Source organism: Prosthecobacter sp. SYSU 5D2 (genome assembly GCF_039655865.1).
GTDB lineage: Bacteria > Verrucomicrobiota > Verrucomicrobiia > Verrucomicrobiales > Verrucomicrobiaceae > Prosthecobacter.
Genome location: NZ_JBBYXL010000006.1, coordinates 369096 through 381504 on the forward strand (window position 1 = coordinate 369096; position 12409 = coordinate 381504).

Annotated in this window: 8 protein-coding genes; 5 read left to right on the top strand and 3 right to left on the bottom strand. The window is 59.3% G+C overall.

Features of this window, described 5'->3' with window-relative positions; genetic code table 11:
* Positions 1-129: 129 nt before the first annotated feature.
* Positions 130-4119: an autotransporter-associated beta strand repeat-containing protein gene (locus WJU23_RS12560; RefSeq protein ID WP_346332922.1), complete on the top strand. Its 3990-nt coding sequence runs from the start codon at positions 130-132 to the stop codon at positions 4117-4119.
* Positions 4120-4335: 216 nt separating this feature from the next.
* Here the strand turns inward: WJU23_RS12560 and WJU23_RS12565 are convergent, their stop codons facing one another.
* Positions 4336-6102: a protein kinase gene (locus WJU23_RS12565; protein ID WP_346332923.1), complete on the bottom strand. Its 1767-nt coding sequence runs from the start codon at positions 6100-6102 to the stop codon at positions 4336-4338.
* A 139-nt stretch (positions 6103-6241) separates the two neighbouring features.
* Between WJU23_RS12565 and WJU23_RS12570 the strand changes: the two genes are divergently transcribed.
* Positions 6242-7570 (top strand): hypothetical protein, encoded by a 1329-nt coding sequence (locus WJU23_RS12570; RefSeq protein WP_346332924.1) that lies wholly within the window; start codon positions 6242-6244, stop codon positions 7568-7570.
* A 33-nt stretch (positions 7571-7603) separates the two neighbouring features.
* Here WJU23_RS12570 and WJU23_RS12575 read toward each other — a convergent pair whose 3' ends face one another.
* Positions 7604-8437: an aminotransferase class IV gene (locus tag WJU23_RS12575; protein ID WP_346332925.1), complete on the bottom strand. Its 834-nt coding sequence runs from the start codon at positions 8435-8437 to the stop codon at positions 7604-7606.
* Between the two features lie 158 nt (positions 8438-8595).
* Between WJU23_RS12575 and WJU23_RS12580 the strand changes: the two genes are divergently transcribed.
* Genes WJU23_RS12580 through mscL form a run of 3 tightly spaced genes read left to right on the top strand, consistent with a single transcriptional unit; the run spans position 8596 to position 10494 of the window.
* On the top strand, positions 8596-9183 hold the full coding sequence (locus WJU23_RS12580) for a GNAT family N-acetyltransferase (protein ID WP_346332926.1): 588 nt from the start codon (positions 8596-8598) through the stop codon (positions 9181-9183).
* 37 nt (positions 9184-9220) lie between these two features.
* Positions 9221-10096 carry a nitrilase-related carbon-nitrogen hydrolase gene (locus tag WJU23_RS12585; RefSeq protein ID WP_346332927.1) on the top strand — a complete coding sequence of 292 codons (876 nt, stop codon included), beginning with the start codon at positions 9221-9223 and terminating at the stop codon, positions 10094-10096.
* 26 nt (positions 10097-10122) lie between these two features.
* Positions 10123-10494, top strand: a complete 372-nt coding sequence (mscL, locus tag WJU23_RS12590; protein ID WP_346332928.1) for a large conductance mechanosensitive channel protein MscL — start codon at positions 10123-10125, stop codon at positions 10492-10494.
* A gap of 87 nt (positions 10495-10581) precedes the next feature.
* Here mscL and cimA read toward each other — a convergent pair whose 3' ends face one another.
* The gene (gene cimA / locus WJU23_RS12595; protein WP_346332929.1) at positions 10582-12144 is read right to left on the bottom strand and encodes a citramalate synthase; all 1563 of its coding nucleotides are present in this window, start codon (positions 12142-12144) and stop codon (positions 10582-10584) included.
* Positions 12145-12409 lie beyond the last annotated feature (265 nt).

Here is a 12409-nt window from a genome sequence, read left to right on the forward strand (position 1 = left end):
CCACAAATTCGTGCATCTCGCAATAAGCGGTCAGGTTGAGGGATCAGAGATTCCCTTAGCCTGCCCTTTTTGCATATATTTCTGCTGAAAATGGGGCGGAAAGGTGTCAATAGTGTCACCCCCCCAACCATGAGAACAACCACTCTGACCGAGGCGCATGGCCGTGCCGTGCGCTTAAGCCGCCCCTTTCGCATTCTGACAGCCCTGGCCTCTGTGATCGCATTGAGCATGCCGGTCGCGTACTCCCAATCCTCTTCTTTGCAATGGGACGCCAATGGAACCGGTCCCGCTGTAACGGATGGCCCAGGCACATGGAACACAACTTTGACGAACACCAACTGGTGGAACGGCAGTACCAATGTGGCCTGGGACAACGACGCCAATAACATCGCCATCTTTGGCAATGGTGGAGATCTTGGAACGACGGTCGGGGGAGCGACTGTCTCCGTTAGCGGAACAGTTAATGCAGGCGGTCTGCGGTTTAACAGCATCATCGTGGGGACCACTCAGAGAGGGTATATTCTCAACGGCGGCACCGTGGCCCTAAGCGATGGAGCCTTCATCCGCATGGAGAACAGCACCTCCAACTCCGGCGGGAACTCCCGGCTGGTCTTCAATAACTCCTTTGCCGGCAGCAACATCTCCTTTCAAAAAGAGGGTAACGACAGTGCCTTCATCACCCTTTCCGGTACCAACACCTGGACTGGAACTCTTGCACTGGCTTCCGGCGGCGGTGGCATTTTCTTCAATGTGACGAACATCAATGCGGTTTCCAGTCTTGGTGCCTTTGAGGTCCAATCAGGCAATACTCTGGTCATCAATCACACACAGACGGATGCCTGGAATGTTCCGCTGCTGCTGACAGGCACGGGGAACGGCTCACGCGGATCCATTCGTTTTGACCGCGACCGCACCCTGGCTGGAGAGATCACGCTGACAGGTAACACGGCCATCTCGACCAACTCCGGAACAACTGCACTTACAGGGACTCTGGCAGGTAACATTGGCGAATCCGGCGGCAGCCGCACCCTGACCATCAATACGGTAAGCGCCAGCACAGGCACCATTTTACTGAGCGGAGAGAACACCTTTACAGGGGGGCTGGTCATCAATCGTGGCACCCTCCGGATTGGCAGCACTGGAGCATTGAACCGTGACGCACCAAACCTGCTGACGTTTGCGAATACCACAGACAACAAGTTTGTCACTTTGGACGGATATTCAGTGTCAGCGGGCGGTCTTAATACCTTGGGCGTTTCAGATACGGTGACGGTCCAGAATACCAGCCTCACAGCAGCCACCCTGACCATTCAGAATACGGACACCCAAACTTTCAGAGGCACCCTCACAGATGGCACTGGCGGTGGGGCGTTGTCCCTGGTCAAAACCGGCAGCGGCACCCAAATCCTGACCCGTGCCAGCACCTATACAGGCAGTACCACGCTCACGGAAGGCACGCTTCAACTGGACTTCAGCGCCCCCGGCGCTCCTGCTTCCAACATTGGAAGTGCCAGCTCGGCCCTGACCATGAACGGGGGTACCCTTTCAATCACAGGCGGCAGTTCTGCTGCCAACAGCCAGACTTTTAACGGCCTCACAGTGGCGGAGGGGGCTTCGACGATCTCTCTTCTCACCAACGTCACTCCTCAGAATTTGGTGCTGAACCTGGGCACCATCACTTCCCAGAGCAATGGCACCATTAATTTCATCCTTCCTTCCGGTGCACAAAGCGCCACCAACGGCATTCGCACCACCAGTGCCAATGAGGCCAGCGGCATCCTGGGCGGTTGGGCCACGGTAAACGGCACCGACTGGGCCACCGTTCAGGACGGTAACATCGTCGCCTACACGGACTATGATCTGGTCACGAACTTTGGCACTGGAGCCGGTGCCATCGGCCCGCTGCCCAATGATGCGACGGCGAATGTGAAGATCGTGGATGGAGGAACCTCTGGCAACATCGCCCTGGGAAATCCCGGCGGTATGACCGATGTCAACACACTGATCCAGTCCGCGACGGGGGATGCGGTGATCGGCAGCGCCAGCGGTGATACGCTAAGACTCGGGACCTATGGTGGCATTGTCCTGGCTGCGGGTGCGGGTGATCTGACCATCGGCGCCGCGGCAAACAATGGCAGCCAGCTCACCGCAGGCGGTGCCGTGAGCGGGACCGCCGGGCAGCTTCTATTTTCCGACCAGGAAGCAGGACAGACCACCACTGTAAACTCAGACATCAATGACAACGGAGCAGGAGGCACCGTGAGCCTTTCCAAAAACGGCCCGGGTCTTCTGGTGCTGACCGGCACCAGCAGCAACTACAGCGGCGGCACCTATTTAAATGGCGGGATTATCCGGATCGGCGGGGACAACCGCCTGGGCGCCGTCCCAGCCAATGTAGATGTTGACAATCTGACCTTCAATGGCGGCACGCTGGAACTCACAACCAGCTTTAACCTGAATTCCAACCGTGGCATCACCCTGGAGGAAGGGGGCGGCAGCATTGATACCCGCACCTTTAACACCACCTATGATGGCGTCATTTCCGGCCCCGGTTCCCTGACTAAAATCACCACTTATCCACCCGGCACCCAGGCCACTGCCGTCTCCGGCACCCTTACCCTCACCAATGCTAATACCTACACCGGAGAAACCATTGTCCAGAGCGGCATCCTGCTCGTGAATCACAACGAAGCCCTTGGCAGCACCGCCGCAGGCACCCAGGTGGGCACCAACGGCATCGTGCGTCTGGCTGATGGCATCGTCGTGACCGGTGAAACCTTGACCATTACTGGCCCCGGCAACAATGCTGGCAATCTGCAGGTGCATGGTGGAACGGCCGAGTGGGCGGGCAACATCATCCTCGGCACTGATAGTGGACGCATCGGCACCAACAGTGGCACCGGCACCCTGATTGTCAGCGGTGTCATCCAGGATGGAGCAGGCAGCAAACTGTCCATCAATGGCAATGCGGGAGGAACAGTGGTCCTGACGGCCAACAATACTTACACCGGCATTACCGAAATGGTCCGCGGCTTTTTGCGTTTGGGAACAGACCAGGCTCTCAGCTCCCAGACCGTACTGTCGCTTCTGACCAACCCGATCGTGACGGAAACGGTGGCTGTGGATCTCTATGGATTTGACCAGACGGTGGCAGGCATCCGCCACGGAGTGACTTCCAACGTGGACAATCTTGAGATCACCAATTCGCAGGCTGGGGAAGAATCCACACTCACTATTGACCAGTCCGCCAACTATACCTACAACGGCAAAATCACCGGTAACCTCGGTATCATCAAAGATGGTTCTGGCGTTCTCACGCTGACAAATACCTACAATTCAGCAACCCCAACGGCCTCCGTGAGTACGTATACCGGCAATACCATTGTCCGCGGCGGCACCCTGGCGCTGAGCGGGACCGGCAACCTCACCGGCACTCCCTGGATCCAGGTGGATGAAGGTGCCACCTTCAGCATCTCCGGCCGCACCAGCGGTGATTACACCATAAACAACCAAGTCCTGTCCGGACGTGGAACGGTCAATGGCCAGCTTATTCTCACCGGCAGCAGTTATCTCACTCCGGGCGATTCCACCGGACTCCTTGCGGACGCCGGCTACGGCACCGGTGAGCTGACCTTCAATAATGTCTCCCTCACCGGTGGCACCCCGACCCTGCGCGCTCTCTTCCAGCTTGGCGGCACCAACAGCCAGCTCGCCGACATCCTTTCCGGTGATGCCGCCGAATTTGCCGATGCGAGCTCAGGCGGGCTCTACGACTCCCTGCAAGTAAACGGCACCCTCGGCCTCAATGCCGGAGCTACTCTCAGGGTAGAGTTGCTGGACAGCTACGAACCCGAACTTGGCGACGTCTTCAACCTCCTGGACTGGGGTTTCCTGGAAGTGGATGCTGACGGTGCCAATGGGGCCGGAGCGTGGACCCTCGCCGACCTGGACCTGAGCGCCGCCAATGCCGCCCTCGGCAACGGCTGGTTCTTTGAAACCGACCAGTTCCTGCAGCACGGCATCATCTACGTGGCCATTCCAGAACCTTCCAGAATGCTGTTCCTCGTACTCGGCGTCATGGCCGTTTTTGGCCGTCGTCGCCGGACGCAACTGCTGTGATCTTTGAGTTATCCCCACGACTTACAAGCTGGTGACTCAGTCATCAATCTAGATCCTCGAAATCGCTCCCAGGAAAACATTAGTTTATCAGGTTCTGCATGGCAGAACTCAACGGCTTCTGTTTTAAAACACAGCGAGGGACTTAAACGAAGGAAGTTTATTGTACGTTGTCGAGAAGGAAGGATGGGGAAAAATCCATAACCGCTGGATCCGTCCTCACTGTCCGGCGGCGGTTTTGGCCTGGGTCTGGCTCTCAGGGGAGAGGCGACTGAGGGGGAAGGTGTATTCGGTACCGTTGGTGAGGCGGAGGGTGATTTGGTCGCCGTTAAGCGCTACGAAGGCGGCCTCGATGGTCTTGCCATCGTTGCTGGTCCAGGAGGTGGGCGCGGCGGCGGTGGCGGGTGCCATGGCGGGAGCGGCGGGTGCGGCGGAGCCGCCGGTAAGGAGGGCGCCCTCTTTAATCCAGGTCTCCAGGAGGGTCAGCTCGGCCGGAGTGAGGCGGTTTTTGCCTTTCGGCGGCATGACTTCTTCGTCATTGTCCGGCAGCTTGCAGAGGATGAGCATGGTGCTCTTTTGAGGCTCGCCAGGAATGATGTGCTGGCCGGGGCCGATGGTGGCTTTGAGCTTCTCTTCGGTATCCAGCGCGACCTTGCCTTTTTCCTTGCCGGCTTCCTCGCTGTGGCACTCGAAGCACTTGGCTTTGAAGATGGGCCGCACCTGGCTCTGATAATCCACGCTGAGGGCGGTGGTGGCGGAGGCGGCGACGAGGGCAAGGGCGGTCGGGATGGCTTTGTTCATGGTGGGTGGCTGGGCATTAACGGGCTCCGGCGCGGGAATGTTAGCAGAAGTCTCCGTCGAAATGGCGGGCTGCGCAGCCGGGGTCTGGAGGGTGGCGGCAGCGACGGTGGCGGCCGTGGTGACCTGGAGCTGGGAGGATCCGGGCGCGGTTTGATAATGATCCCGCCAGACCAGATAACCGAGACCGCTGAGGGCGACGACACAGGCCAGGGCCCAGGCGGTATTGCCCAGCCAGGCGGAGCGGTGCGCTCTGGTGGCCCCCTGCGGCTGCAAAGGCCGGTGCGACAATGGGTAGCGGTTTTTCGTGGGTGATTTGGGCGCTGAATCGCTGGCTTTCTTTTTTGAACTGGCGGTGGCGGAGAGCAGGGCGGCGCGCACCTCGCTGGCTTTCTGAAAGCGGCGGGCAGGATCATGCATCAGGCATTTGGAGAGCACGCCGGCGAAGCCATCCGGCAGGCCCTGGCCAGCGGTCGCTCCGGCGGCCAGCGGTGTCTTGCCGGTGAGGATTTCATGAATGACGACGCCGAGGGAATAGATGTCCGCGCGGTGGTCCACGGGCGCGCCCACGATGAGCCGCTCCGGCGCGGTGTAGTCCGGCGTGCCGTATTCGGACTCGTCAGGATTCAGCTCCTGGGTCATGTCGCGGGCGAGGCCGAAGTCCACCACCTTCACCTGCCAGTCAGGCGTGATGAGGATGTTGGCGGGCTTGATGTCGCGATGGATGACGCCATGCTCATGGGCGTACTGGAGCGCCTCACAAAGCTGCGCAATGACGGAGCGGGCGCGCTCCGGCGTGACCTCTCCGGCGAGGGTGCGACGATGAAGGTCTGCCCCTTCTACGTATTCCATGGCCAGGTAAAGGTGCCCGGCGGAGGTCTGGCCGAAGTCAAAAACCGCGACGATGTGCGGATGCGAAAGCCGGGCCATGGCACGGGCTTCCGTGTTGAAGCGGACGGCATCCTCCGGGTTCTGCGCGGCCTCCACCGGCAGCACTTTGAGCGCCACAAAGCGGTCCAGATGCGGCTGGTGCGCGAGATAAACGGCTCCCATGCCGCCGATGCCGATGACCTGCTGAAACAGGTACTGCGGCAGCAGAGCACCCAGCTCCTCCAAAGATGGAAAGGATGAGCCGCCTTGGGTCTCTGGGACCGTGGGAGGAAGTTCATCAGGAGGTGTCTCGGGCATGGGGTGGCTTTAACGGTCTTTAGGAGCTAAGTCTATGCCTAGGCGAGGAAGAAAATCGAAACAATTCATAAGCCTGAACTTGAGAATTTTCATGATCGCCCTGGCCAGCCAGGATGTGACAGGTTAGAATGAGGACGAAATGAAGGATCAGGCCGCCCTTTCCGCCGCATGGCTGTCGCTGGCAAAGCGCACGGCCTGGAAGGTCAGTCTGGCTTGGTGGCTGGAGCGGCTGAAGCCGTGGGTTATCGCCGGCAGCGTGGCGGCTTTTGCAGGTATCCTGCTGCTGCGCCGGGGCGGGGCTGACGTGAGTTTTGAAACCGTGTGGCCCTGGATGGCCGGTACGCTGGGGCTGACCGGGCTGATGGTTTACTTTCTGGCGCGGCCAAAGTTCATCCTCCCGGAGCAGGCGCTGGTGCGGCTGGAGGCGCGGTTAAAACTGTACAATGCGCTGAGCGTGGCGCTGGCGGGACACGGTGCCTGGCCGGAGCTGCCCCCCATGGCGGAGGACGGCTGGCGCTGGCGGTGGTCGCAGATCTCCCTGCCGTGGCTGACGGTGGCAGGCTGCATGGCCCTGGCGCTGTGGCTACCGCTTACGCCAGAGGCCAATGCCACCCTACCGACCATGGAGCCGCAGGCCTGGGAGCAGATGGAAGAATGGCTGGAGAAGCTGGAGGAGGAAAAGCTGATCACGGAAGAGGAAAAGGAGCAGCAGGCGGCCAAGATCGCGGAGCTGCGCGACCAGCCGCCGGAGACCTGGTTCAGCCACGACAGCCTGCACGCCAGCGATACGCTAAAGGAGCAGATGCAGCGGGACATGGCCAAGATGGCGCAAAACCTCAAGACCATGGAGCGCAGCCTGAATGCCCTGCAGAACTACTCAGACCAGTTTTCGCAGGTGGCCAAGGAGCAGCTTTTAAAAGACCTGGATGAGGCGCTGAAAGGACTGCAAGCCAGCGGCCTGGAGCTGAACCCGGAGCTGCTGAAGGAACTGGCACAGATGGACCCGAAGAACCTGCAATCACTGTCCAAGGAACAGCTGGACCAGATGCGTGAAGCGCTGAAAAAAGGTGCGGGAGCATGCCAGGGCATGTGCCAGAATCCGGGCTTCCTGGGCGATGGCGAAGGGGAGGACGATGCCCTGGCGATGATGCTGGGAGAAATGGAGCGCCAAGGCCAGCCAGGGCAAGGAGACATCACGCGAGGGCCTGGTACAGCACCGCTGACCTTGTCCAAAGAAGAGAATGATTTTGGCACCTCCAAGTATGAAGGCGTGACCAACTCCGACCTGTCCAAGGCGCAACTGGGCACGATGCTGGAACTGCAGGACGGCAAGCATGAAGTGGACAGGACCTACCAGGGAGCAGGCATGGCCGGAGACGCCGCGCATCAGGGCACGGGCGGTGAGCAGGTGTGGCGTGAAACGCTGACACCGGAGGAAAAAGCGGTGCTGAAAAGAGTGTTTAAATGAGGCCTGGCGTGAAGCACTTCCTCTCTGCACGACCTATGCTTGGGTGAAAGCGGCAAAGGCTTTCTGGACTGCCAGGGTCACAGGACCGGGCGAGCGGAGAGGCTTGCCGCTGAGCATGGCGATGGGGTGGACATCACGCGTTGAGGAGGTCAGAAAGGCCTCTTCACACTCCTCCAAAACGGACACGGGCATGGCCTCCTCCAGGCAGGGAATGTCCGCTTTGGCACAGGCTTCGATCACCAGCTGGCGGGTGATGCCGGCCAGGCAGCCGGAGGACAGCGGCGGCGTCTTCAACCGGCCATCCAGGACGACGAAGATATTCGAGCCGGTGCCTTCACAAAGCTGGTCCAGTTCATTGGCCACGACCGCCTCCCCGCAGCCGCGTTCTTTGGCATAGAGCAAGGCACGGACGTTTTCCCCATAGGAGACGCTTTTCACTCCGGCCATGGCGCCGCGTGAGTTGCGGGTCCACGGGGCGAGGTAAACGTTTTCCGTGGGCGGCCAGGGTTTTAATGGTGTGGCGACGACGAGAACCGTTCCCTGCCCTGGCCCACGGTCTGAACCCAGCGGGCCATCGCCACTGGTCAGGGTGATGCGGACACGGGCATCCTGAAGCTGGTTGGCCTGCATGACGGCCTGGATGCTGGTGTTGAAGGTGTCTTCACTGATGCAATGCAGGCCCGTGGTCTCACAGGAACGGACCAGACGGAGATAATGCTCATGAGCGGCGAAGGGCCGGCCCGCACGGGCGACGAGGGTCTCAAAAACGCCATCTCCCACCAGTAGGCCGTGATCCAGCGGCGACAGGCGCGCTTCGTGAGCTGGCTGCAAGCTGCCATTGAGCCAAAGAATGGAGGGAGGATTCATGTGGGAATGATCATCCTGCGGAGCATGACTGCATTCAAGTGTTGAAAGCCATAACAATGCACTCAAAAGGAAGCAGTGATGCGATGACTTAAAGATAGTGCACAGATTGTCTGCTGTGCGCTAATTTTTGCGGTCGCATCCTCGTATAAGCTGATATCATGTTGCGTCTTGAAAATGTCCAGGGTCAGGAAATTGAACCTCATCTGGACGCCCTGGGGGCACTGCGAATCACTGTTTTCAGGGATTTCCCGTATCTGTATGATGGCAGCCTGGAGTACGAGCGGGATTATTTAAAAGCCTATGTGGAATGCCCGCGCAGCCTGGTGGTGCTGGCCTTCCACGGAGATGCTGCGGTTGGTGCCACAACTTGCATGCCGCTGGCAGATGAGGCTCCGGCTTTTAAGGAGGCATTCATCAAGGCTGGCCTAGACCTGTCCAAGGTGTGTTATTTTGGCGAATCCATCCTGCTGCTCCAATATCGCGGCCGGGGAATGGGAAAACAGTTTTTTAAACATCGTGAGAATCATGCGCGTTCATTAGGCCTGACACTGGCAGCATTTTGCGCGGTGGACCGGGCGGAGGATCATCCGCTACGACCGCTGAACTACCATCCGCTGGATGACTTCTGGTCAGCCCAGGGCTACCGGAAACAGCCTGACATGCAGGCCACTCTGAGCTGGAAGGAAGTGGGTGAAGATGCAGAGTCACCCAAAAAGCTGACTTTCTGGACGAAGGAACTGGGGTAGGCTGGACAAGCTTCCTCGTTCCCTCTTTCATCCCCCCATGAATCTTGAACTGCTGACTTTTGATCCCGGCCTTGTGGGTGACAGCCCTTCAGCCTATGCGGATGAAGTGGTGAGGCTGGTGCGTGAATCGTGGACCAGCGGAGCCGACATGGTGCTGCTGCCAGAATTCACCTGGATGGGGCTGGAGGCCCTGGTAAAAAAAGGGGAGGAGGATACCAGCGTGTACCACACGATTTCCAAAGTCTTTTGGGAGGCCCTGCTGCCACAAATGCGTGACCGGCTGACCATGCCGGGCAAGGCGGTGGTCCTGGGCAGTGCGCCCTATGCGGATGAGGACACGCACCGTGTCTTTAACCGGGTGCCGATCCTGGTCGAAGGGCGGTTGAGCCACCAGGACAAGCTGCACCTAACACCGTGGGAAAAGGACTTTTGCCCAGGCGGTATCCTTTATCTGTGGGAGTTCCAGGGTTTCCGTATCGCCGTGGTCATCTGCCTGGACATCGAGATCCCGGAGATCTCCGCCCGGCTGAGAGGAGATGGCGTGGACCTGATCCTCTGCCCGAGCGCGACGGAAACGATGCTGGGAGTGGAACGGGTGGACCGCTGCGCCTCCGCCAGGGCGGTGGAACTGGGCTGCCATGTGGCCGTGGCGCACCTGACAGGAGAGGCCAAGTCTGACCTCATTGACAAAAACATAGGCCGTCTGGCCGTGTATCACCCTTCCCAGGCAGCCTTCCGTAAGGAACCGCGCTGGACGGAGACAGAGGTCTGGACCGAAGGCGTGCACAAACTGCGGGTGGCTCTGGAAAAACAGCCGCTGGTTTTGATGCGCAGGATGCAGGTGGAGACAAATCCGTCTCATCTTGGCAAAGAAATGGCTGGTCAATTCACCATTCATCAGGTGGAATCCTGACCCTGCAACCCAACTACTGAATCATCATGAGTATCGTCAATGAGTTTAAAGAATTCGTCATGCGCGGCAGCATCATTGATCTGGCCGTCGGCGTGGTCATCGGCGGCGCCTTTGGCAAGCTGGTGGATGGCGTGGTCAAGGGCGTCATTGGCCCTGTGGTCAACATGGTCAAAGGGGAGGAGGGCTACCCTGCACTGGTCCAGGGCGTATGGGATCTGGGCAACGGCATCCTGAATTTCCTCCTGCTGGCCGCCGTGGTTTTTTTCATCTTTGTGAAGCCGATCAACAAGATTCGCTCCCTGAAGGCGAAAGCGGTGGAGGCCGCACCGCCACCGCCGACACCTGAGGATGTAATCCTGCTGAAGGAGATCCGCGACCTGCTGAAGGCGAAGGCTTGAGCCGGGTTCTTTGCTTGACTCAAAAAAGGCGGCGCATCCATTGTGCGCCGCCTTTGATTTTAGAAATGCAATTAGTTAGGCCGTTGTTCAATCGCGCTTGAAGAGGTAGTACTCCAGGCTGTCCACAAGTGCCTGCCAGCTCGCATCAATGACGTTGGTGGAGACGCCGACCGTGCCCCAGGTGCGGTTGCCGTCACTGCTGACGACGAGCACGCGGGTCTTGGCAGCCGTGCCGCTGCCGCTGTCGATGATGCGCACTTTGTAGTCTTCCAGGCGGACCTGGGAGATGGCGGGAAAGTGCGGCAGGAGGGCTTTGCGCAGGGCTTTGTCCAGGGCATTCACGGGGCCGTCGCCTTCGTCCACGGTGTATTCGGCATTGCCGTTGACCTGGATTTTAACGGTGGCCTCAGTGGTCTCACGCACGTGGCCGGGATGGTGCCGGTGGGTGGTGTGATACTCGATGAGGTCAAAGAGCCCGGTCTTCTGGCCGAGCTGCTTGCGGATGAGAAGCTCGAAGCTGGCCTCCGCCGCTTCGAACTCGAAGCCGTCGCTCTCCAGACTCTTGACGGTTGAGAGGATTTTTTGGACTTCGGGGCTGCCTTTGGTGAGGGCGACACCCATGGTCTCAGCCTTCATCAGGACATTCGACTGGCCAGACATGTCCGAGATGGTGATGACACGCTCATTGCCCACCAGAGAAGGGTCCACATGCTCATAGGTGCGGGCCAGTTTCTGGACGGCGTGGACGTGGAGGCCGCCTTTATGGGTGAAGGCGGCGAGGCCGACGTAAGGGGCGCGGATGTCATGGGGGACGTTGGCCAGCTCATCCACAAAGAAGGCGAGCTCGCGTAGACGGGTGAGGTCCAGGCCGAGGTCATAACCCATTTTCAACTGTAGGTTAGGCATGACGGTGATGAGGTTGCAGTTTCCCACACGCTCGCCGTAGCCATTGATGGTGCCCTGCACCTGACAGGCGCCGGCACGCACGGCGGCCAGGGCATTGGCGACACCGACGCCGCCGTCATTGTGGGTATGAATACCGACCGGGCAGCCGAGATGGGCGATGACCTTGCGGGTGACTTCCTCCACCCATTCAGGCAGGGCACCGCCATTGGTCTCGCAAAGGACGACGAGGTCAGCACCTGCGTCTTTGGCGGCCTTGACGGTTTTGAGGGAGTATTCGGGGTCTTCGCGGAAGCTGTCGAAGAAGTGTTCGGCATCGTAGAGGACTTCGCGGCCATTCTTTTTCAAGTAGGCCACGGTATCGGCGATCATGGCCAGGTTTTCCTCCAGGCTGACCTGGAAGACTTCGGTGACATGAAGGGGCCAGGTCTTGCCGACGATAGTGACAGCGGGGGTGGCGGCATCCAGGAGCATCTGCACCTGGGCGTCATCTTCCACCTTGGCCTTGCCACGGCGGGTCATGCCAAAAGCGGTGATTTTGGCGTTTTTCCAGGTACGCTTGGCGGCCTCCTGAAAAAAGGCGGCGTCTTTAGGATTGGAGCCCGGCCAGCCGCCCTCAATGTAATGGACTCCGAATTCGTCGAGCTTCTCAGCGACGCGGATTTTATCGAGGGTGCTGAAGGAGATCCCGGTGCCCTGGGTGCCGTCACGCAGGGTGGTGTCATAGATGGTAACTGGAACTGACATGGGGGTGGATTTAAAAGAGGTCAAGGGGGTCAAACAAATGTCAACGGGCGGAAGCACAGGGACGAGGTTGACGGCTCATCCCAGATGAACGCGGGAGCGATGATGTGCCACAAAAGAGCGCACTTTGGCGCGGGCGACAACTGGCCATGACGGACTCCAACGGCTGCGTTACGCGCAGAGGAGCCCGCTGATAATTCGAATTGCGAAGATGGCTGATTGGCTGGCCATGAGGGCATGCAAAATAACGCACTCCAGTGCGGAGGCA